Origin of the sequence: Paraburkholderia sp. UCT70 (genome assembly GCF_050434085.1) — a bacterium.
GTDB lineage: Bacteria > Pseudomonadota > Gammaproteobacteria > Burkholderiales > Burkholderiaceae > Paraburkholderia > Paraburkholderia tuberum.
The window spans coordinates 2,810,553-2,835,205 of sequence record NZ_JBNPVZ010000002.1 but is presented as its reverse complement, the minus strand read 5'-3'; the positions used below and the strand labels follow the sequence as shown (position 1 = coordinate 2,835,205).

The 24,653-nt window shown below is 61.3% G+C and carries 20 protein-coding genes and 5 pseudogenes; 13 read left to right on the top strand and 12 right to left on the bottom strand.

The window, feature by feature from the left end:
* Positions 1–110: 110 nt before the first annotated feature.
* A pseudogene (locus tag OKW41_RS15350) lies at positions 111–317 on the top strand (IS5/IS1182 family transposase); the annotation flags it as partial.
* 225 nt (positions 318–542) lie between these two features.
* Here the strand turns inward: OKW41_RS15350 and OKW41_RS15345 are convergent.
* Both OKW41_RS15345 and OKW41_RS15340 read right to left on the bottom strand, forming a co-directional pair.
* Positions 543–1,565, bottom strand: coding sequence for a YncE family protein (locus tag OKW41_RS15345; RefSeq protein ID WP_429573051.1), 1,023 nt, complete (start codon positions 1,563–1,565; stop codon positions 543–545).
* 601 nt (positions 1,566–2,166) lie between these two features.
* Positions 2,167–2,433: a hypothetical protein gene (locus tag OKW41_RS15340; RefSeq protein ID WP_429443983.1), complete on the bottom strand. Its 267-nt coding sequence runs from the start codon at positions 2,431–2,433 to the stop codon at positions 2,167–2,169.
* A gap of 773 nt (positions 2,434–3,206) precedes the next feature.
* Between OKW41_RS15340 and OKW41_RS15335 the strand changes: the two genes are divergently transcribed.
* Positions 3,207–3,524 (top strand): DUF4148 domain-containing protein, encoded by a 318-nt coding sequence (locus OKW41_RS15335; RefSeq protein ID WP_429443982.1) that lies wholly within the window; start codon positions 3,207–3,209, stop codon positions 3,522–3,524.
* Between the two features lie 1,044 nt (positions 3,525–4,568).
* On the top strand, positions 4,569–5,936 hold the full coding sequence (ltrA, locus tag OKW41_RS15330) for a group II intron reverse transcriptase/maturase (protein WP_187620135.1): 1,368 nt from the start codon (positions 4,569–4,571) through the stop codon (positions 5,934–5,936).
* A 151-nt stretch (positions 5,937–6,087) separates the two neighbouring features.
* Here ltrA and OKW41_RS15325 read toward each other — a convergent pair whose 3' ends face one another.
* On the bottom strand, positions 6,088–6,891 hold the full coding sequence (locus OKW41_RS15325) for a DUF72 domain-containing protein (protein ID WP_429573050.1): 804 nt from the start codon (positions 6,889–6,891) through the stop codon (positions 6,088–6,090).
* 445 nt (positions 6,892–7,336) lie between these two features.
* On the opposite strand from OKW41_RS15325, the gene OKW41_RS15320 reads away from it, so the two are divergent.
* On the top strand, positions 7,337–8,488 hold the full coding sequence (locus OKW41_RS15320) for an IS110 family transposase (protein ID WP_429573049.1): 1,152 nt from the start codon (positions 7,337–7,339) through the stop codon (positions 8,486–8,488).
* 505 nt (positions 8,489–8,993) lie between these two features.
* Here the strand turns inward: OKW41_RS15320 and OKW41_RS15315 are convergent.
* The 3 genes and pseudogenes from OKW41_RS15315 to OKW41_RS15305 form a co-directional block, all read right to left on the bottom strand.
* Positions 8,994–9,646, bottom strand: a pseudogene (locus tag OKW41_RS15315) (IS701 family transposase); the annotation flags it as partial.
* A 3-nt stretch (positions 9,647–9,649) separates the two neighbouring features.
* Positions 9,650–10,260 (bottom strand): annotated as a pseudogene (locus OKW41_RS15310) (IS3 family transposase); the annotation flags it as partial.
* A gap of 125 nt (positions 10,261–10,385) precedes the next feature.
* Entirely contained in the window at positions 10,386–10,646 is a 261-nt protein-coding gene (locus OKW41_RS15305) for a hypothetical protein (RefSeq protein WP_429443979.1), read from the bottom strand.
* Positions 10,647–10,658: 12 nt separating this feature from the next.
* On the opposite strand from OKW41_RS15305, the gene OKW41_RS15300 reads away from it, so the two are divergent.
* Positions 10,659–11,471 (top strand): IclR family transcriptional regulator, encoded by an 813-nt coding sequence (locus OKW41_RS15300; protein ID WP_429573048.1) that lies wholly within the window; start codon positions 10,659–10,661, stop codon positions 11,469–11,471.
* Positions 11,472–11,957: 486 nt separating this feature from the next.
* On the opposite strand, the gene OKW41_RS15295 is transcribed toward OKW41_RS15300, so the two are convergent.
* The 5 genes from OKW41_RS15295 to OKW41_RS15275 form a co-directional block, all read right to left on the bottom strand.
* Positions 11,958–12,986, bottom strand: a complete 1,029-nt coding sequence (locus OKW41_RS15295) for an alpha/beta fold hydrolase (RefSeq protein WP_429573047.1) — start codon at positions 12,984–12,986, stop codon at positions 11,958–11,960.
* A gap of 29 nt (positions 12,987–13,015) precedes the next feature.
* Positions 13,016–14,035 (bottom strand): Gfo/Idh/MocA family protein, encoded by a 1,020-nt coding sequence (locus tag OKW41_RS15290; RefSeq protein ID WP_429573046.1) that lies wholly within the window; start codon positions 14,033–14,035, stop codon positions 13,016–13,018.
* Between the two features lie 171 nt (positions 14,036–14,206).
* Positions 14,207–15,070 (bottom strand): shikimate dehydrogenase family protein, encoded by an 864-nt coding sequence (locus OKW41_RS15285; RefSeq protein ID WP_429573045.1) that lies wholly within the window; start codon positions 15,068–15,070, stop codon positions 14,207–14,209.
* A 49-nt stretch (positions 15,071–15,119) separates the two neighbouring features.
* The gene (locus tag OKW41_RS15280) at positions 15,120–15,572 is read right to left on the bottom strand and encodes a cupin domain-containing protein (protein WP_429573044.1); all 453 of its coding nucleotides are present in this window, start codon (positions 15,570–15,572) and stop codon (positions 15,120–15,122) included.
* Positions 15,573–15,696: 124 nt separating this feature from the next.
* Positions 15,697–17,130, bottom strand: a complete 1,434-nt coding sequence (locus OKW41_RS15275) for an MFS transporter (protein WP_429573043.1) — start codon at positions 17,128–17,130, stop codon at positions 15,697–15,699.
* A gap of 84 nt (positions 17,131–17,214) precedes the next feature.
* Here OKW41_RS15275 and OKW41_RS15270 point away from each other — a divergent pair, with 84 nt between their 5' ends.
* From OKW41_RS15270 to OKW41_RS15240, 7 genes and pseudogenes are all read left to right on the top strand, one after another.
* Entirely contained in the window at positions 17,215–18,027 is an 813-nt protein-coding gene (locus tag OKW41_RS15270; RefSeq protein ID WP_429573042.1) for an IclR family transcriptional regulator, read from the top strand.
* Positions 18,024–18,836, top strand: a complete 813-nt coding sequence (locus OKW41_RS15265) for a 2-keto-4-pentenoate hydratase (protein ID WP_429443977.1) — start codon at positions 18,024–18,026, stop codon at positions 18,834–18,836. Before OKW41_RS15270 ends, OKW41_RS15265 begins: the two co-directional genes overlap by 4 nt.
* 13 nt (positions 18,837–18,849) lie before the next feature.
* Positions 18,850–19,743, top strand: coding sequence for a fumarylacetoacetate hydrolase family protein (locus OKW41_RS15260; protein WP_429443976.1), 894 nt, complete (start codon positions 18,850–18,852; stop codon positions 19,741–19,743).
* A 28-nt stretch (positions 19,744–19,771) separates the two neighbouring features.
* Positions 19,772–20,467 carry a hypothetical protein gene (locus tag OKW41_RS15255; protein WP_429573041.1) on the top strand — a complete coding sequence of 232 codons (696 nt, stop codon included), beginning with the start codon at positions 19,772–19,774 and terminating at the stop codon, positions 20,465–20,467.
* A gap of 94 nt (positions 20,468–20,561) precedes the next feature.
* On the top strand, positions 20,562–22,133 hold the full coding sequence (locus tag OKW41_RS15250) for a UxaA family hydrolase (protein ID WP_429573040.1): 1,572 nt from the start codon (positions 20,562–20,564) through the stop codon (positions 22,131–22,133).
* 558 nt (positions 22,134–22,691) lie between these two features.
* Positions 22,692–22,895 (top strand): hypothetical protein, encoded by a 204-nt coding sequence (locus OKW41_RS15245; RefSeq protein WP_429573039.1) that lies wholly within the window; start codon positions 22,692–22,694, stop codon positions 22,893–22,895.
* Positions 22,896–22,986: 91 nt separating this feature from the next.
* A pseudogene (locus tag OKW41_RS15240) lies at positions 22,987–23,316 on the top strand (aldehyde dehydrogenase (NADP(+))); the annotation flags it as partial.
* Between the two features lie 595 nt (positions 23,317–23,911).
* Here OKW41_RS15240 and OKW41_RS15235 read toward each other — a convergent pair.
* Positions 23,912–24,276: pseudogene (locus OKW41_RS15235) on the bottom strand (transposase); the annotation flags it as partial.
* 73 nt (positions 24,277–24,349) lie between these two features.
* Here OKW41_RS15235 and OKW41_RS15230 point away from each other — a divergent pair.
* Positions 24,350–24,556 (top strand): AMP-binding enzyme, encoded by a 207-nt coding sequence (locus OKW41_RS15230; protein WP_429443972.1) that lies wholly within the window; start codon positions 24,350–24,352, stop codon positions 24,554–24,556.
* The last annotated feature ends 97 nt before the right edge of the window (positions 24,557–24,653 follow it).

Genomic DNA, 24,653 nt, shown 5'->3' with positions numbered 1-24,653 from the left:
CCGTGCTTTCAGGCGGACATTCAAACGTCGCCTCCACGCAGGTAACGGACCTTCGCGCGGCGACCGTGTCCGTCGCGTCATCTGGAGGTTTGTTTGACGCCTGCCTTGCAGACGTGAAAGCGCGTCGCAAGAATCGCAACAAGTCGAAGATCCTGGCTCGAATTGACTATGTTTGCGCTGTCGTCAAGCGTCTGTGGAGATGCACGAACGTGCCCTATCGCGGTCTGGCGAAGAATCCAAACCGCGCGTTCGTGGCGCAGGCCTTGGCGGGCATCCATTTCTCGCGCGCGCAATTGATAACTCGCGCGCGCCGGTAACGGGTGAAAGATGGCTAAAGGCTCTCGCGCAAGGCCCGCTCGGACCAAAATCCAATGGGTGAAGCGCGGCTTCATGAATTCGCCGCATTCAAAGCGTTGACACACCGCAAATTCATCGGCTCGTTCAGCGTTGCCCTAATGTTCGCCAACGGGTTCACGAACGTCGCCTGACGAAGGTAGCAAAGCCCAATTACCTTCAGCGGCGCTCAACGCAATGCGCGCTGGTCAATTGACGCGAAAAACCTGCAGGCCGGCTTCGGCGGCTTGAGGCCCCTTCGTATGCACGACATATAACCGGTGCAGCGAAGGGATGTAAGCAGAGGTCTTGCCACCTAGGGTGTCGATATGCTGTTCGATCCGATAGTGGTCAGGGTCCGTTTGCTGCACAACGTCCAATCCGCCTGCGCCCGTGACATAGAGCCGATGATGATTTGCGTCGAAGTGCATGTCGTCGGATACGTCAACGATATTAAGCGACTGGACAACAGATCCGGAATCGGAGTCGAGCACGTAAAGCTTCCCCGGCGTCCTCGAACCAATGAACAGGCGCTTGTGCTCGCTGTCGAATGCCATCGCAGAGTTACGGCTCGGGCCGGGAACGGTCCAGACGCCAACTAACTTGCGTGCTTTGAGATCGATCACGCCGACTTGGTTTTTGTCGCGAAGATTTACAAAGAGGCGGCCCGAGGCATGATCAATGACCATCCCCTTCAACTGAGCGCCGGGCACGTGGATTTCTCCGAGAACCGCGCCATCCGAAAGCGAGAGCAGAGTGATATAGGCGTCGTCTTGATGGGACTGCACGCCTCCGTTTCCCATATAAAATATTCCGTTCTTCCTGTCAGCGACCCCGGAGTCGGGTTGGGGTTCAAGGGAGATCGTCTTCTCCACCTGGAAATTCGACATATCGACGATCTTAACATTTGCATCGCCAGCATCCGCGATGAACATAGTTTTGCCGTCGTTCGTCAGGAGGATTTTGTGCGGCGACTTTGCCACGGCTCGTTTGCTTGACAGATGCTCGCCGTCTGGCAGGCTGAACACCTCGATTGACCCGTACTGCTCTGCCGAAACGTACAACCGACGATGGGGCAAGTCGACAGCGAAATGATCAAAGTCTCCGCCCGTGACAGCCGGTAACGGTATCGTTTTTAACCAAGTCAACGGCGCCGGGCTCGCCGTCGCCATCAATGGAAAAATGATCAGGCAAGCCGAAAACAGACGGAGGAGAGTCGGGAGTACGTTCATGACGTTTTGATCATCCGAGCGACGAGCGCCTTGTTTGAGGAATCCGCATTATGAGCCACGCAGGTTAACGGGCGGCGACGCGATGATTACAGATCTGTCATTGCGATCGCGACAGGTGCTTGAGTTCGAACGTCCCGAGGGCTGTCATTCGCGAGATGCTGATTCTGTGACAGCCCTAACGGCGGCTTCGGCCGAGCAACCTCCGACCTGCACTAATGCGCGAACGGCCGTTGTACCTTGATACTGTTGAAAAAGTCGCTGACCGTCTCTGTCGCGAGGTTTTTAGGGGTCTTCTTACCCTTAGCCGGCACGCGCGAGCGGTTTGTAGGCCGATCTGAGAGGTCGATTTTCGCGCAGGAGAACTGAGAAAACCACGCGGCGACTTTTTCAACAGTATCCCTTGGAAGCCGCCGTCAAGGACACGCTGGGTCGAAGGGCCGAAGTGGGTCGGCTACGGAAGTTCGACGCGGCGGTGCGGCCGACGGTCACCGGAGGCCGCTCGATTTCCGGAATCGGCCCAGGTCCGGTCAGTCGGACTTCATGCGCGAATGACGGGTACTTGGACCGAACCGGCCGGTCGTGTGCACCGCTGCAGCGCGGCTTAAAGATCCTGGCCAGTAATCTCGATGCGCTCTCCACTCGATGGAGGTATTTTGCGTTCCGCAACGCCCACTAACTTTTGCTTTCCCAACTGAAACGCGAGCAGCAACTGCTTCTGGCTGTCGTCTGCCGCTCCGAGGTATTCGCAAACAACCTCCGGTCTGAGTTCGAAGGCGCAGTATCCCCACCCGAAGCCGTACGCGGAGAACCACAGCGCTGACCGGCTGTCGACGATTGGGGTTGTCAGTTTGATGTGTGGCGAATCCATGGCGTTCGCCCTCCAGACTGGTGGTTGCCGAACTGGATTGTCCCACAACGCGTCCTCGTGGCCGACCGCTAGGCGACCGCCGCACTGATGACAGGCGGCTTCGGCTGGTTGTCGAAGGTCTGCCCGGCGGGGTGGCATCTTCGGCTGCATACCGGTCTCACCTAAAGTGGGGCTTTGAATGGCACATCAGGGTCGGCTACGGAAGTTCGACGCGGAGGTGCGGCCGACGATCACCGGAGGCCGCTCGATTTCCGGGATCGGGCAACTACGGTCGTTGGTCCGAGCTTCCAAACGGACATTCGAAGGTCTTCTCCGCCCCTGCCAACAGACGTTCGGATTCAAGACACCATCATTGCGTTTCCGGCCGAAGCAGGAACTCGCCCCCCGCATCCGCAGCCCGTGTCGAGCACCCGCTTTCACCGCGCGGGTGCTTCAGTAACAGCGTGTTTGACCCTCCCGAACTACGTCGCGATGGTCGTCCCTGATCTAGCAAACGACAGTTCAGATTGCCGCATCGCAAGCGTGGCCAAAAAGCGTTCGATAGACCATTCGACGGTTGCAGCCAAACGTATCTCTTGCCGATGATTTCTGCTGGTTACGCTTCGCAGGCAATCCGAACATGACATCAATGTAATGTGAGCGTCAGCGTGCATCAACCTTCGTTGTACAGAATGAAGCTTACTCACTCCCGTTTCCGACGAGATGGTGAGATCGGGGGCTTCAATCATCGCGCGTGAAGCTCCTCATACCCTAAATTCAGGAGGTGATTCACTATGAAGGCTCTTATCTATGCAGCGCTGGTTGCCGGCGTACTTGTCGCTCCCGCGGTCTCTTTTGCACAGGACGCTACCGCGCCGTTGTCACGTGCCGAAGTGCGCGCTGATCTAGTTCGGCTAGAACACGCCGGGTACCGGCCGGCCGCCAACGATGTGCACTACCCGGCAGATATCCAGGCGGCTGAGGCGCGGCTTCAAGCGCAGAACGTCACGATGTCGGGGAGCACAGGCGAAGGCGGAGTGTCGGATGGCTCCTCGCAGGCGGGTGCGCCAACGGCGACCGAAGGTACTCACTCGATCTACTTCGGTCACTGATGCTCGGATGTCCTGCGAGCAGCCCTCGCCAACCGCTGAGATGCGACGTTGATCCGCTGCTAGGCGGTCCGAACCATTGTTCGTGATCGCCAGGATCAGACATGGATGACCGGCTGCAGTCCAAGAGCCTGAAAATCCCGTTTGACCGATCACTTGCCATCCCACATGTCTAACGAGTGGCCGCTACACCATTGGCAACTGACGTTGAGTTCGCGCCGGATCGAAGGGCTGCTCCGGGTCGAAAGTGTGAGTTTGCCGAAACTGAAAGCTGTCGTCCGCTGCACTACGCCACCGTCGTCGGCAAACCGCCGCATTGCTGACGCCGAACCCGGACCGGCCCAATGTCGGCAATGGCCGAGAAGCAGGCAGCGGTAGTTGCGCGCACAACGACTGAAGTTCGGACAGGGCGGACGCTCGTCGACCAGGATGGGTACGACGGGACACTGGTTTAGTCCGGCCATTCACCGAAGGCAACGGTGGAAGTTCGCTACCCACCTGGATGAATACATAACTCCGAACCGAAAGCGCTGTTTGGATTTACTCGAAGCAGCCATTGGAGGAAAAATTGGCTGCTGGACCGAAGTTGCTAATGCTGTGACGCGCCAGCTTGAGAGCGAACCCTTTGCGGGCTTCGCTCTTTTTCGTGTGCGCCCAGCATGGGCGCACTCCTGGAGGTGCAAGTCCTCCCATAAGCTGACCACAGCGAATGAAGTGAAGCGCAACTGCGTAAGGGTGACCGAGCGTGGGGAGGAAGCGTGGAGCAAAGCCGTGAGCCGATGGACAAGAACCGGATATGAGGCGGCACCGATCAGGGCGAGCGGGCACGAATCTGCGAAGCTCTTGTGGTCAAGGATTGGTGCCGTAAATCCGGCGGTTGTGCGGTGAAGGAGTGCGTTCTTACCTGGGGAGATCTCGCCTCATGCCTGAAAGGGCAACGGTGTCGAACCGGAGCGAGAAGTCAGCCGAGGTCGTAGTAGTCACAGGACAGGTCGGCAAGGCTGAAGCTGGTGACGAAGGACCGAACGGGAAGGAGTGTTCAGGGATATGCCGATGCGGCAGGCAATGCGTCAGATGCCCGTGCAAACGGGGCGAGCGGGAGCAGCGCGTGGTGAAGCTGCGCATGTACCTGTGAGCGACGAAGCCGGCTGCCCGCGGCATGAACCCGGGAGCACAGGGTCAGCGTTGCTGGAAGCGGCGTTGACGAGAGAGAACCTGAAGCGGGCGTTCAAACGGGTGCGGGCCAACAAAGGAGCCGCTGGGGTGGATGGTCTGGGCGTTGACCAGACTGCGCGCCATCTGGTGACGGCGTGGCCAGCGATTCGTGAACAACTGCTGAAGGGGACGTACCGGCCCAGCCCGGTACGGCGGGTGACGATTCCGAAGCCGGACGGAGGCGAGCGCGAGCTTGGTATCCCGACGGTAACGGACCGGTTGATCCAGCAGGCTCTGCTGCAGGTGCTGCAGCCGGTTCTGGATCCCACCTTCAGCGAGCATAGCTACGGCTTCCGGCCCGGACGGCGTGCACACGATGCGGTGCTTGCCGCGCAGTCGTACGTGCAGTCAGGCCGGCGAATCGTGGTGGACGTTGACCTGGAGAAGTTCTTCGACCGGGTCAACCACGACATCCTGATCGACCGCCTACAGAAACGCATTGGAGACGCTGGTGTAATCCGGCTGATCAGGGCGTATCTGAACAGCGGCATCATGGATGATGGAGTGGTTCAGCAGCGAGCCCAGGGCACGCCGCAAGGCGGGCCGCTATCGCCGCTGCTGGCCAACGTGTTGCTGGATGAGGTGGACAAGGAACTGGAGCGGCGGGGCCACTGCTTTGCGCGCTACGCCGACGATGCGAACGTGTATGTTCGTAGCCGCCGCGCGGGCGAACGGGTAATGGTGCTGCTGCGACGTCTGTATGGGCGATTGCGCCTGAAGGTCAACGAGACCAAAAGTGCGGTCGCGAGTGTGTTCGGTCGCAAGTTCCTGGGTTACAGCTTATGGGTGGCTCCAGGCGGTGTGGTCAAGCGCAAGGTGGCGGCCAAACCGCTGCTGGCGTTCAGGCACCGCATTCGTGAACTGACCCGCCGATCTGGCGGGCGCAGCATGAAGGACGTGGTGGCACGGTTGCGGACTTATGTGCAGGGCTGGAGGGCATACTTCCGGTTGGCGCAAACCCCCAGAGTCTGGCGTGAGCTGGATGAGTGGCTGCGCCACCGACTACGCGCCATCCAGCTTAAGCATTGGCGCCGTGGCTCAACCATCTACCGGGAACTGCGCGCGCTGGGCGCGTCATGCTCTGTGGCACAACAGGTGGCGGCGAACAGTCGCCGCTGGTGGTGCAACAGCGGCAAGCTCCTCAACAGCGTGCTGACCATCACTTACTTCGATCAGCTGGGTGTGCCCCGACTCTCCTAACCTCAACTTCCCGAACCGCCCGGTGCGGACCCGCATGCCGGGTGGTGTGGCAGGGGCGCAGCCTCAGGCTGCCCCCTATGCCGATTGCGTGCACCTCGGGTTCTGCTCGCAATACGATCAACGCGTACGCATATCACTCAACCTTAGCCTGTCACAGGCGCTCGATGATGGCTTTTGCCGCGTCCGGGTTGCGTTCCTTGAAGCCGCTGATCACGTAGAGGTAAACATCGCGCGCGCTTTTTGCGGCTGCCTTGGCCTCGACGGGTTCGATATCTTCGGGAATGGTGCCTGCGGCAAGCTGGCGTGCGCGCTCGGCCCACGCATCGAGCGCCTTCTTCGAATAACCTTGGGCCTGCTTTTCGGACGTCCCCATGATGCGCGCATACACAAAGGGTGCGGTGAGACTGGCGATCTGAGGATAATGGCTATCGCCTGCGAGTACGATCGCCACGCCATATTTGCGCGCCAGCGCGACAAAGACTTCGTTGCGGAAACTCTCGTGTCGAACTTCGACGGCATGCCTTAGCGTGAGTCCGTCGAGCTTCCTGGGCAGCAACGCCAGAAACGCTTCGAAGTCGTCTGCGTCGAATTGCTTGGTTGTGGCGAACTGCCAGTTGATCGGACCGAGTTTTTGTTTCAGATGCACGAGGCCACTGCCGAAGAAGCGTTCGATACTGTCGCCGGCCTCGGCCAGCACACGCCGGTTGGTCGCGTAGCGCGGCGCCTTGAGTGCAAATACAAAATCGTCAGGCGTCTCGTCGCGCCACTTCATATAGCTCTCGGGTTTCTGCAAGCCATAGAAGGTCCCATTAATTTCGATGGTCGTCAGCTGGCGGCTCGCGTATTCGAGCTCGCATTTTTGCGTCAGATCCGGCGGATAAAACACCCCGCGCCATGGGCCATAGGTCCAGCCTCCAACGCCAACCCGGATTCGCGGTTTCGTGCGTGTCGCCATATGCGGTTTTCCTCGTAGCTCCGGGTTGCCTCGGGGCGCTCAGGTGTCGACTCCAACTTAATAGCTGTACCGTGCGTCCATGCAGGCATGACCTGTGGGTCGTTATTACAACTGTCTCGCCAATGGTAGCGGACAACACCCACGCCTGTCTGCTAGTAGCAGCCTGCCCGATCATGCGTCGCTGGTAATGACGGGGGTGGGGAACATTGCGGAAAACGACCGCGAGCGTGAGGCCTGCCCGGAGCCGGGCGGGGAGGCAAAAGCCTGCAGGCATCGGTGCGGGAGCTGGAATGGCGCGATCGCGCAGTAAACGCGAGGAGAACTCTCGCGAGCGTCGTGAGTTCAATCCAGCCAAAGACACTAGATACTATGGAAGGGCCGCGGAAGTAAGCCTCCTGGAGTAAAACGAGGATTCCAACACCCGTTTTCCGAGAGGAGTACGCAAATGAATGCGCCTCGCACGGCCCTTCATGGGCAGGATACAACCATCACCGGATCGCTGTATGTCGCCTTCGAACTGGGTGACAGGAGCTGGAATCTCTCGCTGGGCGATGGGGTGCGCTCGCCAAGCCGCTGCACAGTGGCCGCTGGCGATACGGCTGCAGTCTTCACGGCGATTTCAAAGGCCAAAGTGCGCTGTCATCTGGCCACCGATGCCCCGGTGCGCAGCAGTTATGAAGCCGGGCGTGACGGCTTCTGGCTGCACCGCTGCCTGGAAGCACATCAGATCACGAACCTCGTGGTGGATTCAGCCAGTATCGAAGTGAACCGGCGCAGACGTCGCGCCAAGACCGACCGTCTCGACAGCGACAAGCTGCTGTCGATGCTGATGCGCTACTACGGTGGTGAGCTCCGGGTTTGGGCGGTCGCACGTATCCCCACCCCCGAACAGGAAGATGCGCGGCGGGTACACCGTGAACTCGATCGCCTGCGGCAAGAGCGCACTTCCCATAGCAACCGCATCCGCTCGCTGCTGGTACTCCACAACCTGCGGCCCGAGCGAATCAGCGGCCGCGCGTGGGTGCACTGGTGGGCGCAGCACACCACACAGCTGTTGCCAGCCCTGCGCGCCGAGATCGAACGCGAATTCGAACGGCTGTTGCTCACTGCCAGGCAGATCAGGGCGCTCGAGGTACCGCAACAGCGCGAGGTGCGCAGCGGTGCGCAACCCGCGATCGCGCGGCTCGCGCGCCTTGCGGGTATCGGCACCGGCAGCGCCTGGGTCCTGATCAGGGAACTGTTCGGCTGGCGGCAGTTTCACAACCGCCGTGAAGTGACCGGCTGCCTGGGCCTGGCCCCGACGCCCTATGCCAGCGGTACGAGTGAAGTTGAGCAGGGCATCAGCAAGATCGGCAACAAGCGAGCCCGATGGCTGATGGTGGAACTGGCGTGGAGCTGGTTGCGCTTCCAGCGCAGCAGCGAGCTAAGCGACTGGTTCAACGAGCGCTTTGCAGGCGGCGGCAAGCGTATGCGACGCATCGGCATTGTGGCACTTGCCAGACGTCTGGCGGTCGCGCTATGGCGCTATCTGGAATTCGGCGAGATTCCCCTCGGGGCAACCCTCAAGCCCCCCGCGAAGAAGGCGACAGCGACCTGAGTACCAACGTCGAGCGGCAACAGCATTTGAAGGTTCGGCGCGCCCGGACAGTAAGAGGGTTACCTTCGCAGGTAACCGTAGTTCTAGATGGGGCGCGTCCATAATGGGGTGGTTCCAGCGCCTTGCGCATGCGGTACGTGGTGCCCGGTCTCGTGCCGGCACGGATAGAAGTTGGTCCGGTCAAGTGTCCGGACTTCAGACACCCCGACCTCACTACTGTTCTCGCTTGATATGGAGGATTGCAAAACATCTGATCGAGTAGGTTATCCACCACTGGCCGGCGTCGTGGTCGTAACAGGCGACCCGCCGGCCGGCCGTGGATAACCTGTCGCGCTCTCGAATGGGAGATAACTGACGGAAAAACGGATCGCGAAAGGGCTTGACTTCCATTGCCCCATAGAAATCTTACTGTGTCACAAAATATTTTGATGAAGAGCAGAACGGACATCGTCGGAGGCGTTGCGCGATGTAAGCCGCGAGACGCCAGCGCAAGCTGGCAATCGAATCAGCCACGTGCCGTTGGGCGCGCTGGGGAGCCTCGCGGCACGTAGTCGTCGGGTAGGGTAAAGAAGCTGCCGACGGCGAAGTTTTTTTTACCAGCGCCCTGAATCAGGCGCTGCGTAACCAGAAAGCCGTAGGCCGCGATGCAGAGCGACGCATGATGGTGGAACCCGCGCCAACTGCGCTCTTCGAAGTGGCCCAGGCCGAACTCCTGCTTCAGATCCTGGTAGTCGCGCTCGATGCGCCAACGCATCTTCGCGACATTCACCAGGCGTTGCAGGGACGTCACATTCGGAAGTGTTGAGAGCCAATATTTAGCCGGTTTAGGATCGCCCTGAGGCCATTCAATCAGCAGCCATTCCTCATCGCGCTGTGTGGAGCGCCAGTAATCACGGTGCGAGGCACGTACGCGTACGGCAGCAAACCGCGAACTCAAGGCGGCACGGGTTCCTTCGCGCCAATGATCACCTGGTAGCACTCGGCATCTAGACCGAGCGCGAGCGCTTTGACTGATACCGGCTCGTGCCCGGGCGCGCGGCGCAACAGTTTGCGTGGCCGCCCAGGCTGTCCGGTGGGCGGCTCGACACTCAGGGGTGCCGTGCCGGGAGCCCAGACGCGGGCGCTGGACTGAATACCCACTGCGTAAGCCAGTCCCAATTACGGCCAGATCTTGTGCCGCGCATTGCGTCGGCTCGTGTTCGGCTCGCAGTACAGCGCCTCGATACCCATGCGCTTCATCAGCGTGCGCGCGCGCCTGCGGCCAATCTCGTGTCCCTCGCGACGCAGCAGTCGCGCCAGCATCCGCGCTCCGGCAAACGGAAACTCCATGTGCAGTTCGTCGATCCGGCGCATCAGCAACTGGTCTGCGTTGCTCACCGGTTGCGCCCGGTAATACACGCTCGATCTTGCGATACCAACGAGTCGCGCCTGCTGCGAGACCGGCAATGCGTGTGTACGATCGATCATCGCTTTGCGCTCAGCAATCCCGCCTTGTTGAGCGCGCCGCTTAAAAAATCGTTCTCGAGCGTGAGTTGGCCGATCTTCGCATGTAGCTCCTTCAAATCGACTTGCGGCTCGCTCGACGCCGTGCCGCCTGCGCCAAACACTTCGGCGGCACGTTCCTGCAACTGCCGCTTCCATTCGGTGATCTGGTTCGGGTGCACATCGAACTGCTGCGCCAGTTCGGCTAGCGTCCGCTCGCCCTTGACCGCCGCCATCGCCACTTTCGCTTTGAACGCGGCTGAGTGCGTCCGTCGGGTTCTCTTCGTCATCTTCCTGGTTCCTTTGTCGGCATTATCGCCGGCTCAGGCCCCGAGCATTCCACTTATCCGACTGTCCGAATTTGCGCGCCCACCTCTAAGCACGTTGGAATGCACACTGGAAAATAACGTATGCATCATTGCTTCTCATCCGATGCCGACCAATGGTTTATCGGCGCACGACAACAGCGCGACGTCGCCTGGCGCCGGTCGCGTGGTGCGATAATGGCGACCGTTGGATTGTCCGACGGAAAGAAGAGCTGCGCGAACGCCAACGACGCCGCAGTCGCACGGATGAAGAAGTCGTAATGCTCCAATGCCGGGCCAAGCCAGCCGCTGGGTGCGGCGATCTTCCACTGGCGCTGGTCGTGGGGCTTAACCAGGGTGTTCCGATTCATGCCTGTCTTATTATGAGAGTTGTCAAGGGAGCAGTTGACCGGTCGCTTCAGGCGATCGAGTTGCTCGCACGTGAGGCGCGCTGGATGCGCATCTCCGATATCGCCGCCGAACTCGGGCTGGAGAAAGGCCCTGCCCATCGGGTGCTCGCGCAACTGTGCGAGCAGGGGTGGGCGGAGCAGGATGAACAGACGTCCCAGTACCGTCTGACCTTGAAGCTGTCCTTGCTCGGTCAGCGGTACCTGCATGGGCTCGGTCTGCCGGGTCTGGTGCAGCCGATCCTTGACGAAGTCGCCGCGCAGTGCCGCGAACTGGTCCGGCTGACGGTCGTCAACGAAGGAACCCTCGCGTGGCTGGCAGCGTCCCAGGGCGCGGCGCCGGGCCTCATGTATTCGCCGTCCATGCACAGCCCCATCGTCTTGCATGCCACATCGGTTGGCAAGGTGTGGCTGGCTGGAATGCCGAACGACCAGGCGATCGAATACGCCCTGCGTGGCGGACTTGGAAAAGCGTCCGCCGCCGGCGCATGGACGCCGAAGGCAATCACCAGCGTCGAGCAGTTGATTCCGGAGTTGGAGCGGACCAGGCAGCGTGGCTATGGCCTTGTCGTTGAAGAGGCCGAGCCGGGTGTCGTCGCACTGGCGGTGCCGGTGCGTTCGCTGCCTGACGGTGCGGTGGTGGGCACGATGAGCATTGCCGGGCCGGTCACACGGGTTCAGCCGGAGCGTTACGAGTCCTTTTACGCGCTATTGCAGCAAGCGTCTGCCAAGCTGGGTGCCGTATGGCCGCGCCAGAGCGTCGGTGCGCATGTGAGTGAAGCGGCATGAACACGCCGGGAGCACATCAGGCTATCGAGCGAATCGCCGCGTTGGATGAGCAGGCAGCACGCCTTCTCGTCGCGGCGCGTCGGCGGGACAAGCGGCGCTCACGCTTATGCAATGGGCTGATACTCGTGACCGACAATCGATAGTCTAGCGTGCCTTGGCCGCAGCCATTTATTGATCGCAGCGGAATTCACTTTGGACTGCGGAGCGGACGCTTCCAGTCGTCCCGCTGCGCTTCTATGTCGCAACGGGCTTTGGCGCCAGCTCGCTTGATCCACTGAACGGCCAATACGAGCATCGCAGCGACAACACCATCGGGCGGCCGCTCAAGGCCGACGTGAGAGCAGCAGCGTCACGTTCGGCCGCCGCGCGGCGACAGCAACACTCGTCGCCGAACGGAACCATGGTCGTTGCTCGAAAGACATGTTGTGTAGGTCCAGCGCAATAGCGACGCGCCGGACGAACGGGCGCCGTATTGTCGGGTCAGCATCACCTGGAGGCGCGGCGTGGGGCCGATTGCAGCAGTTCCTGCAGCTCAGCTTTGTAGAAACGAGCCAGGCCGCTGGTACCGTGGCCGCACGTATCCCCGCTGGCAGGGATCAAAAACAGCCGGCCGTGGCGCACATGCTGCATCGCGCGCTCCAGCAGACCAGTCTCGGGCGGATAGCGTTCGTCGTCGGCCGCGTTGACGGCGAGCACCTTAGCCTGGACGTGCTCCAGACCCGGTGCGGGGTTATAGCCGCGCGAGGCACCCCATTGATATAAGTAGTCGTTGGCATCCAACGTGAAGGGCTGGGCCAACTGGGTGTCCACGTAGTTGTCGGCCAACTCCATTGTCGGCGCCGCCTTCTGGCAGGCCAGCGTTCCGCCGTTGGTGGCCAGCGCGAAGAACGCGCTGGGAATGCGCAAGGAGCGGGGCGGACTGGCGTAATTGCCATCCTGGTACTCCGGGTCGTTGCGGACCAACTCGGTGAGCATGCGGCGCAGCATCCAGTTGCGGCCGGACATCTCTGTCGGTTGCGACGCCAGCGGCACCAGCGCGTCCATGAAGTCCGGATATCGCACCGCCCAGATCCATGCGTGCATGCCGCCCATCGAGTTGCCGATCAACAGCCGCAGGTGCCTGATGCCCAGGCACTCGGTTACGAGCCTGTACTGCGCAAGCACCATGTCGTCGTAGTTGTAATCCGGGAACCGCGTGCGCAGCCCGTCGGACGGCTTGGACGATCCGCCGGTTCCAATCCCGTCCGGGAGAATGATGAAATAGTTGTTTGCATCGAGCGGCTGTCCCGGCCCGAACAACTCTCCCGCGAATGCGGGCGTCAGCATGCTGGCGCCTGTGCCCGTCGTGCCGTGCAGGACCAGGACCGGTTCTCCCGACGGGTCGCCGATGGTTCGGTAGTGTAGCCGCAGCTCCGGCATCACCTCCCCGGTGTGGAAACGGAAGTCTCGCGCGATCCAGTCGCCTTCCTTCGGTGCAGGATAATCGGCCAAATTGCAATATCTCGTTAGCGGCATAGGCGTGCAGGGCGATCCCGCAGCTCGGGTCATACGGAAATTGGCGCAAGAGTCAGAAGCGCACCCCCTTGCCGAGCAGAAGCGTAGGCCGCATCCATGACCTGCATCATCGCCTCGGCGTCGCGCAATGACGCGATCGGCTTTGCACCTGTGCGGCATTCAGCAAGCACCCGCTTGACGAACAGTGGGTAGTAAATGTCAGTCTCTAACTGGAGACGGCGACTTCGCGTGCCGAAGGCAAGACTGCTTCGGTCCCGAATCTCGATCCGGTCGGGGCCCGATTTCGCGTACATGCGATCGGATGAAAGGGTGAAGGAGAATTCGCGCTGCTCGTCTGGAGTACTGGGAAAGCTGTATCCGGTCTCCACAAGCCCGATCACGCCGTCTTCGGTTTGCATTGTCAGCAATGAGTAGTCCTCGACGGCGCCTCGATGCGTTCGGGAGTTCATGGTGGCGGAGACTCGCGCGACCTCTTTACCGGTCAGTAATCTGAAGAGATCGATGAAGTGGGTTGCGACATTGATCGTGGATCCGCCTCCGGAAAACGCGGGGTCGAGCGCCCATCCTGCGCCCGCAGCTTCGTAACGACCCGGCGGACCCACAATGAAACGGAACGACATGTAGTTGAAGTCCGACGGTATGCGTCCTTCAGCCTCTTGCAGTGAGCTGAGCAACTCGCTCATCCGGAAGATCAACGGTACCGCGCAATACAGATTGGCTTCCTCGGTCAGTTTTCGGAGCCGCGTGACCTGCGACATGTTGACACCGCACGGTTTCTCCAGCGCGAATGGAATTTTTCGCGCGATCACCGCCTCAGCGAGCGTCGGCATTTCGGAATGTCGCCCGAACACAAATGCAAAATCGACTTCCTCGCGCTCTAGCAACTCATAGGCTGACGAGTACAACCTGCTCCCAAATCGCCCGGCAATTGCCTGTCCCTTCGCCTGCTCCGCATCCGAAACGGCTACCACCTGGATCCCGGGCGCCTCGAGCGCATCAAGATAGAGTGGGACATGCCAATGGCTGGCCTCCAGCAATGCGACTTTCATGCGTGTTCTCCCTTAGCACCGCCGACAAGTCGACTTGGTGCTTGCGCGATGCGCGCGTTAAGGCCATCCGCACATACTGATGTGAAAACGTTGAAACTATTCATCGCATCTTTCCTCCGTTCAGACTGGTGACAACTGTTGATTCTGGCGTTTTCCCTGAGGCGTTCGGCATCAAGGGCTTGCGTTCATGGTAGGCGCGAACAGCAAGCCATCGTCTGGTGCTGGCCTTCCAGCAGGGCGGTAATCGAACCCAAGGAAGCGTAGGGCATGCAATGCCTGCCCTTCATGCATCGGCCCCCCGTCCTGGGTACGACAGCCGCGCGCCTGCGCGGCGCGGCGAAGGGGCGTCGGCTCGGGCGCATTGATGATGTCTACGACGATGGTGCCGGGCGCGAGCCGCTCGGGATTTACCGGTATGGCATCGTTCCTGTTCATTCCGAGCGGTGTGGCATTGATAACGATTTCGAATCCGTGTGGGTCGGGTGGTCCGGCGTGCGTGATGCAACCGGTTTCGGCAGCCACGGATTTCGCGAGATCGCCAGCCCGATGCCCGTCGACGTCGGATATGGTTAACGTCCGGGCGCCCGCGGACGCGACGGCAAAAGCGATAGCTCTGCCTGCGCCTCCGGCACCGACGAGAAGAACGGACTTGTTCGCCGGGTGGTTGCCTTCCCATTGCATGCCAAGCACACAGCCGAGGCCATCGAATATGGCACCGACCCAGCGTCCATCTTCTTCGCAACGGATGACGTTCAGTGCGCCCACCTGACGAGCAGTTGGATGTAGCTCGTCAACAAAAGCGAGCATCCGTTGCTTATGAGGCATCGTGACTAGCATGCCGGAAAGATTGCCTATCGCTCGTGCGCCGGCCACGAATGCGGACAGGTCCTCCGCCTTGACCCCAAACGGGATGCAAACCGCGTCCGCGCGCTGTTCGATAAAAAGCTGGTTTAGCAATTGCGGCGACCTGGCTGCCGTCAGTGGATCGCCCACCAACCCGTAGAGTCGCGTTCTTCCTGTGATATGTGGATGCATTGCGGCCTCATGTCCGATGTTGACGGAAGGTGCAGTCATAGCTTGGTGATCACTTCCAGGGTGCCGGCGGTTCGGCGAGATCCCATGTTCCGTAGACCGCGGGCTCGTTGATCTCGATCACTTCAAGGTCATCGGAGCGCCAGATCACGTTGTGCGGAACGCCGGCGGGCTGCGAGAGGTCGTCTCCGGCCTGGAGCGTCACGTCGCCCTCGACGCCGGCGAAACGGAACGTGACCGATCCGCGCAGCACATACAGGTAGTGCGCAGTCATGTCGTGCCAGTGCCACCCCGTGGCATCGGTGAACGGCTTCAGCGCGCGAATGTGCTTGGCTCCGACGCGACCGTTGGTCACTGCGGCGAGCCCGAGGTCGCGATACTCGGAGTCCGCGCGCAGCCCCTCCTGGTTCCAGACGGCCGCGGCCGCACTGACGCGTGCGAACGGAGTCAGGGAGTGCGCGAGTTCGCGCGGGCCGTCGTAACGTGGCGTACCTTCGTTGTGCATGTGCCTTTCTCCTGTGTGGCATCAGATATTCGCAAGTGCCGCGACCGCTTGATCCTGCCCGGCCCATCCGAACGTCCTAAGTTGCGCCGACATGGCGGTCGCAGCGATATTGCCGTGGCTTCAGCTACGAGCGCAGTTGGTTTGTTAAGTCCTGTGGGTCGGCTATTCCGGTCGTCCCGGCCATCGTCCCGGCGCGCAGGCGATCGTAGTCGCCTTTGGGTACGGGGACCGCGTTGCGGTCGCCGAGGTCGTGGAGGCGGACCCGGTACGTCTCGCGCGTGGTGAAAGCGGCGATCGCGGCCACGACACAGATGCCGAATGTCAGGGCTCCGATCTTCAGCGGAATATTGGCGGAGCCGGGGGGCGCGACCGCGACGAAAAATGCCGGGAGAAGCGCGGACAGCGTCGTCCCGACGTTCTGTCCGATGGCCATCCCTGACACGCGCACGCGCGTGTGGAACAGTTCCGGGAACAGGCTCGGGAATACGCCGTTGAAGCCCTGATAGGCGATGCCCCACATGAGCACCGAGAGAATCATCGCCAGCCACAGGTTATGGATGCTGATAGCGTACAGATACACGAACGAAAGCAGTCCGGCGCTGAGGGTGCCGACAATGACGGGCGGCCTGCGGCCAATCTTGTCCGAGAGATTGCCGACGTAGGGAATCAGGATCACTGCGCAAATATTGCCCAGAACAGGAATCCACAGATACACGCCGGACGGGAAGCCGATGCCGTACGCGGGCTGAACCGCATAGGCGGCACCGAAGACCGCAGCGACCAGGGCGATCACGGCGGTAAGCGCCATGCAGACCACGCGCACGATATCGTCCCAGCTCTGCCGGAATACTTCGACGACCGGCGAGGCGGGAACTTCGCCGTGTGCGCGCTCCTCGGCGAAGGCCGGCGTCTCGTCGACTTCGCGGCGAATGAAGTAAGCCACGATCATAACGACGATGCTCAGCAGGAACGGAATCCGCCAGCCCCAGGAAGTGAACTGGTCCCTGGGCATGAAGTGCGCGAGAGGCAGGAAGACCGCTGCCGCCATGAGCTGTCCGGCCTGCACGCCCTGGAGGGTAAAGCTCGCGAAGTAGCCGCGCCGACCGAACGGTGCGTGCTCGAGAATCATCGAGCTGGCGCCGGAAAGCTCCCCGGCGACCGCGAAGCCCTGGATCAGGCGAAGAATCACGAGCAGCACCGGCGCCCAGATCCCGATCTGCTTATACGTTGGCAGGGCCCCGACGGCCATTGTCGAAAGGCCCATGACGAACATGCAGAGGATCAGCACCGTCTTACGGCCGTGGCGGTCGCCCCAGTGCCCGAGGACGACGGCGCCCACCGGCCGGGCGATATAGCCGACACCGAAGCTCGCCAGTGACGCGATGATCGCGACCGTTGGGTTATCAGACGGAAAGAAGAGCTGCGGGAACACCAGCGACGCCGCGGTCGCGTAGATGAAGAAGTCGTAATACTCCAATGCCGAGCCAATCCAGCCGCTGGCCGCGGCTATCTTCGACTGGCGCTTGCTGTGAGGCTTTACCTGAGTGTTCCGAGTCATGCTTGTCTCCGTCTTGATTGACTTTTGGGTGCTGGTTGTCTATTGTTGTAACACCGTTCCAGTAAGAATCATGTTACGTCAATTATGAGAGTTGTCAAGGGAGCAGTTGACCGGTCGCTTCAGGCGATCGAGTTGCTCGCACGTGAGGCGCGCTGGATGCGCATCTCCGATATCGCCGCCGAACTCGGGCTGGAGAAAGGCCCTGCCCATCGGGTGCTCGCGCAACTGTGCGAGCAGGGGTGGGCGGAGCAGGGTGAACAGACGTCCCAGTACCGTCTGACCTTGAAGCTGTCCTTGCTCGGTCAGCGGTACCTGCATGGGCTCGGTCTGCCGGGTCTGGTGCAGCCGATCCTTGACGAAGTCGCCGCGCAGTGCCGCGAACTGGTCCGGCTGACGGTCGTCAACGAAGGAACCCTCGCGTGGCTGGCAGCGTCCCAGGGCGCGGCGCCGGGCCTCATGTATTCGCCGTCCATGCACAGCCCCATCGTCTTGCATGCCACATCGGTTGGCAAGGTGTGGCTGGCTGGAATGCCGAACGACCAGGCGATCGAATACGCCCTGCGTGGCGGACTTGGAAAAGCGTCCGCCGCCGGCGCATGGACGCCGAAGGCAATCACCAGCGTCGAGCAGTTGATTCCGGAGTTGGAGCGGACCAGGCAGCGTGGCTATGGCCTTGTCGTTGAAGAGGCCGAGCCGGGTGTCGTCGCACTGGCGGTGCCGGTGCGTTCGCTGCCTGACGGTGCGGTGGTGGGCACGATGAGCATTGCCGGGCCGGTCACACGGGTTCAGCCGGAGCGTTACGAGTCCTTTTACGCGCTATTGCAGCAAGCGTCTGCCAAGCTGGGTGCCGTATGGCCGCGCCAGAGCGTCGGTGCGCATGTGAGTGAAGCGGCATGAACACGCCGGGAGCACATCAGGCTATCGAGCGAATCGCCGCGTTGGATGAGCAGGCAGCACGCCTTCTCGTCGCGGCGCGCGGGCAAGGCACGCTCGCGGAGCGCCTTCCCGTCGAACTGAGACCCGTGAATCCGGACGAGGGTTTCGCGATCCAGCAACAGGTCGGCGATCAGCTCGGCCAGCAGGCTGGCGCGTGGAAATGTGCGCTGCCGCCGGCGGGCAAAATCATCGCCGCACCCATCTATGACGCCGTCATCCATCGAGGCGCCCAATGCCGCATTCGCGCGGTGCGTGGGCAGTCTTCTGTAAGGGCAGAGCCTGAACTCGCCTGTTTGCTGGATCGCGATCTGCCGCCACGGCGCGAAGCATACAGCGAAGCGGAGGTGCTCGAGGCTCTCGGGAATGTTCACCTCGCGCTCGAACTGCTGGGCAGTCGCTATGTGCATCCGGAGGCACTGACGTTTCCTGAATTGCTGGCAGACGGTCTGTTCAATGCCGGTCTTGTCATTGGGCCACGCGTTGAGTTGCGCGACGGCGCGACGGCGGCCGATCTCCCTGTCGAATTCACCGTCAGTGTGACTTGCGCCGGACACAAGGCGGTCAGTTTTGCTGGCCGCCACCCTGATCGCAGCGTGCTCGCGCCGATCGTGTGGCTCGCCAACTTTCTCCGCGTCCGCGGCCTTGGATTGCATGCCGGCCAGGCTGTGATCACGGGCTCCTACGCGGGCGTGCTCGAGTTGCCGATCGGCTGTGAGTTGCATATCGGCTTTGGTGATCTCGGCACATTGCCCATACTTTTTTCGTCTTGATAGGAGTATTCAAATGCGTCTCGTCCGTTTCGGCCAGCCTGGTCAGGAGCATCCCGGTGTCATCGATTCGAGCGGCGCGATCCGCGATCTGACCGGCGTCGTCGACGACATCGACGGAACGACCGTTTCGCCTGCGGCCCTTGCAAGGCTGGGCGAACTCGATCTGAATCGCCTGCCCGTCGTGGCAGCGGGCACGCGCCTTGGCGCGTGTATCGGCAATGTCCGTAACCTCGTATGCATTGGTCTGAATTACACCGATCATGCCGCTGAAACCGATACGCCGATCCCGCGGGAACCTGTCGTGTTCAACAAGCATACGGGTTCGATCAGCGGCCCGAACGATCCGGTCATCTTGCCGGCAGACGCGCAAAAGCTGGATTGGGAGGTCGAACTGGGCGTGGTGATCGGCAAACCCGCCTGGCAGATCGATGAAGCCACCGCGCTTGATCATGTGGCGGGTTACTGCCTTGCCAATGACGTTTCCGAACGCACGTATCAGCTCGAACGCGAAGGTCAGTGGACCAAGGGCAAAAGCGGCTTCTCTTTTGCCCCGCTCGGCCCGTGGCTCCTCACGCGTGATGAAGTGCCCGACCCGCAGGTGCTCGACCTGTGGCTCGACGTCAACGGCACACGTCGTCAGACGGGCAACACACGCACGATGATCTTCAACGTCGCGCATATCGTGGCGTATCTCAGCCGCTTCATGCCGCTGATGGCTGGCGACGTCATCATTACCGGGACGCCTCCCGGTGTCGGCCTCGGTCAGAAGCCGCCCGTCTTTCTGAAAGCGGGCGACACCATGACCCTCGGCGGCAGCGGACTCGGCGAGCAGAGCCAGAAGGTCGTGCCGTACGCGGATCCGTTTGGCGTGGCATGGGGCCGCGGCGAATATCCGTTGGCACGATAGAACGATTCAATCTGTAAAAGGAGGAGATATGAGCCTTGCTGGAACGGGCGTCGTCGCGATCTGGCATGACCTGCTGCCGGAAGCGAAGGATGAATTCTACGAGTGGCACAACCGCGAGCACATGCCGGAACGCGCCGGGATTCCGGGGTTCAGGCGCGGCCGGCGCTACATTGCGCTGGATGCGGGCCCCGAGTACTTCAATCTGTATGAAGCCGACACCGTGGAGGTGCTCGGCGCGCAGGACTACCTGCTTCGGCTCAATTCACCGACGCCATGGACGAAGCAGGTCGTCGCCTCGTTTCGCAGCGTGGCCCGCTCGATCTGCCATGTGGCGTATTCCGACGGTGTGGGGCAGGGCGCCAGTCTCGTGACGGTGCGCTTCGATGTGCCTTCGGCGGCGCGGGCCGATGTCGTGAAGGGATTGCGTCAGCAGGTCTTGCCGCCGCTCGCCGACCGGCCGGGCATCACGGGTGTGCACCTTTGTCTGGCCGACGAGGCCGTCAGCAAGGTAGAAACTGCCGAGAAGAAGGCGCGTTCGGAAGGCACCGAGGTGCCGACATGGATCGTGATGATCGAAGGATGCCGCGCCGACTATGTCCGCACGGCAGTGGACGCTTTCCGTGTCGGGCTCGCTGCTTTGCCCGGGGCCGCTGCGGTTGCGCCGGACGCCACGCTCTATCAACTGGAGTACACGCGCTGCAAGACGCCGTGGAGCGCTGGCTGAAACGTCGTTTGAACACGGCTGCACGGCACGTCACGCGACGTCGCGCAGCCGGCCCCGAAAATGTCGTCACGTTGAGAAACGAAGGAGTAGTTCCATGTCGTCCCCTGTTGCGGGCAAGTCCGACGCATCGACCGCGTTCAGGCCGGTTCGCGTCATTCGGCTCAATCCCGCTGACGATGTCGTCATCGCCCTCGATCAGCTTATGTCCGGCACGGTGCTGGATCGGGAAGCGGTGACGGTCTCGGGATTGATCCCGCCCGGTCACAAAGTGGCGACACGCGACATCGACGAGGGTGAAGCGGTGCACCGCTATGGCCAGATCATCGGCTTCGCGAGTCAGCCGATCAGTGCGGGGCAGCACGTTCACACACATAATCTTGCGATGGGAGAATTTGCCCGTGACTACGCATTTAGTCAGAGCGTGCGTGCCAGCGTCCCTTCAACTGAGCCCGCGACATTCCAGGGCATTGTGCGCGAAGACGGCCGTGTGGCTACGCGCAATTACATCGGCATCCTCACCTCGGTGAATTGCTCGGCCACGGTCGCGCGAGCCATTTCCGACTATTTCCGCCGTGACATTCGTCCGCACGCGCTGGCCGCGTTTCCGAATGTCGACGGCGTCGTCGCACTCACCCATGGTTCCGGTTGCGCCATCGACTCGGAAGGCGACGGTCTCGCGATCCTGCAGCGCACGCTTGGCGGCTATGCATGCCATCCCAACTTCGCGAGCGTGCTGGTCATCGGCCTGGGCTGCGAAACGAATCAGATTTCGCGGCTGCTCGAAACCCAGGGGCTCAAAGAACACGACCGCTTGCGAACCTTAACGATTCAGGACACCGGTGGCACGACCCTGACAATTGCAAAGGGTATCGAACTGGTTCGGCAGATGTTGCCCTACGCTAATGACGTTAAGCGGGAAACGGTTTCGGCAAGTCATCTCACCATCGGCCTTCAATGTGGTGGGTCGGACGGATATTCGGGCGTCACGGCCAATCCCGTGCTGGGTGCAGCCGTCGATTTGCTGGTGCGGCAGGGCGGTACTGCGATTCTTTCGGAGACGCCGGAGATTTATGGTGCCGAGCACCTGTTGACCCGCCGCGCGGTAACGCCCGAAGTGGGACAGAAACTGGTCGATCGCATCCGGTGGTGGGAAGCGTACGCGCAGCGGCAAGGGGCGCAGATCAACAACAATCCGTCGGCGGGCAATAAGGTCGGCGGCTTGACGACCGTTCTCGAGAAATCGTTGGGCGGCATTGCAAAGGCAGGTTCGACGAATCTCGTCGAGGTGTACGAATACGCCCAGCCGGTTAAGGCGCGCGGCCTGGTGTTCATGGACACGCCTGGCTACGACCCGGTGTCGGCTACCGGCCAGGTTGCCGGCGGTGCGAACCTGATCTGCTTCACGACGGGACGCGGTTCGGCTTACGGCTGCGCTCCCTCGCCGTCGGTAAAGCTCGCGACAAACAGCGCACTCTGGCAACGTCAGTCCGACGACATGGACCTGAACTGCGGAGAAGTGCTGGAAGGGAGCGTAACGATCGAGCAACTTGGCGCAGTGCTGTTCCAACTGCTGCTCGACGTGGCCTCCGGGAAACGTTCCCGTAGCGAGCAGCACGGTTACGGACAAAACGAATTCGTCCCTTGGCAAATCAGCGCAATCATGTGAGCCGCCGGTGTCCGGCATAAGTAGAGCGCATGCACCGCACTGATGTTCAGCAATAACCCAGGTTGGAGAAAGATAGATGCCATTGAATGACCGATCCGCGCTGCCTGACGATCTGGAGCAGGCTGTGCTCGTGGGGGCGCATGGTGCCCGGCTATCGGCGACCCCCGTCCTGTCGCTGTTATTGGTGGCGAACTGGTGGATGTGTCGTCGGTCGCGCTGACGACCAGCACGTTGCTTGAGCAACCAGAAATCGGCCTTCGGCTGAAGGAGGGCGCTGCGAACCCGCCGAGGCTAGCGGCACTGGACCCCGTTCTTGCCAATTCCGCCTTCGATCGACGCGATCCGTCCACCCCTAGCTTATCGCACCATGTGACCTTCAGGCGGTCAAGGCGAGCGGTGTGACGTTCGTCGAAAGCCTGCTGGAGCGGGTGATCGAGGAGCGCTCGGGAGGCGACGCGAGCCAAGCCGACGAAGTGCGCGCGCGTGTCATGTCCGTGCTGGGCGATCGGCTCGCAAGCGTTCGCCCGGGGTCTGCGGAAGCCGAGGCGGTGCGCCACGTTGTTTGCACCCACCGCGGATCGCGGCGTGCCGGGGCAAGGATTCACGCATCAGATCGGCGATACGGTGACGATATCGAGCCCGCGATTCGGAGCGCTCGTCAACACGGTCAACTATTCGCATCGCATTGCGCCCTGGGAGTTTGGGGTCGGCGCACTGCTCGCGAGCATTCTTCGTCGGCATACCGGGAAGGCGGGGGCGTAGTCGCTTCATTGCCCATGGGTCCGCAGATATTCATTGGGTATCAGCGGACACGGTTCCGATTAAACGTGCAGTCTTATTTGAGAATCTAGTTATGCGAATCGAAGGAAAGATGTTGATAGGCCACGAGACTGTTCTCCGCACGAACGGTTCGATCCGTGCGATCCACGCGGCAACCGAGGAGGTGATCGAACCGCCGTTCGGGGGCGCGGCCGATGCCGACCTCGAATGCGCCTGCGCCCTGGCCTGGTCGGCATTCGACACCTACCGGGAGAGTTCGCTCCCGGCTAGAGCGGACTTTCTTGAGGCGATTGCGCAGAACATCCTTGATTTGGGGGATGGCCTGATCGAGCGCTGTGTCGCAGAAAGCGGTCTGCCGCGTGCGCGGGTCGAGAGCGAGCGCGGTCGCACAGTTGGTCAGCTAACGGGTAATGCCGGTGCAGGAAAGGGGCCTCAGTTCAAGACAAGCGCAACACGTAGTGAGGGACCTGGAGATTGGGCAACCTTCTATGAGCAGGATGTTGTCAAGGCCTTTCACGAACTGACTGGCGAATCATCGGTCGAGCCTCCTTCTGCGCCTTTGTGTGAAAGCGCGTAGCTGGGTCAAGGGCAGGCGAAGCCTGGCGCAGCGGACCCTTGACGCTGCGAAGGGGCGATATGCTGGCGTATGTTGGCGAGCGCGAGTTATAGCGCTCGCCAACATAAAGCGCATTTTGCGCCTGCATATTTCAGCGGAGTTCCACTGCGGTCAGCAGTTGCTGCGATCCGGTCTAGGTCGCTGGTCTGAAGCCGGTCATCGCGCGCGTAAGACTCCAGCGTCTCACAACCTTCTCTCCGCTGGCACCCGGCCAGCCTCATCCTGTATGCGTGTTACGCTGGAATTTTTCCAGGAGCATGCCGCATCTATAAAATCGGCTACGTCGGTAACCAAGGTTGCCCACGGGCATGTTCACTTCAAACGGCCAATGCGCCGGGCTTCGGAACCGTGCATGATGGTGGTATTGCGATACCTTGCTGACTCAGGCTGATTTCAGCTGTGCGCCTTGGGGTATCACGCCATCCATCAGATAGCGCACAGCGCAACTGCGAGGCGCCGCGCCACCGCGACGATTGCAATGCGCCTCGCCCGGCAAATCGGTCCGTGACCTGCGTGCGCTGGTTGAACCACTGCGTCAGCGCACTGCTAGGCTGGTAGGGCAGCCAGGCCAACGCCATCTTGATCAGCAGGGCGCGCACCCGTCGGTTGGCTTGCTTTGCTTGCTGATTCCCTGGACCAGCTGGCTCTCGCCGCTGTCGTAAGTTGCGGCACCAGCCCTACGCACGCGCCCGCCTGGCGCTGGTTGTGGAACTCCCGCCAGAACAGTTCGAGTGCGAGACGCGCTGAACGGCATGCTGGGTGTCGACCTGACGCAGATTCACGGGCTCGGGCCTTACGTGGCACTCAAGCTCATTGCCGAATGCGGCAACGAATGTCCCGCGGGCCGAGCGCGAAGCACTTCACGTCATGGCTATGCCTGGCGCCTGGCAACAAGATCTCAGGCGGCAAGATCCTGTCCTCGAAGACACGACTTGCGGCGTACAAGGTTCCGCGAATCGTCACGTTTGTTGACGACCTGCCAAAAACGGCATCCGGAAAGATCTTGCGACGTGCACTGCGCCAATAGCATGTGCGTGGCGTTCATAGAAGAGGCCTGTTTCCTTGATCGAGTGCGTTGCGTCGCATCGCACCCGACAGGACGGTGGCATAAGGACAAGGAAGGA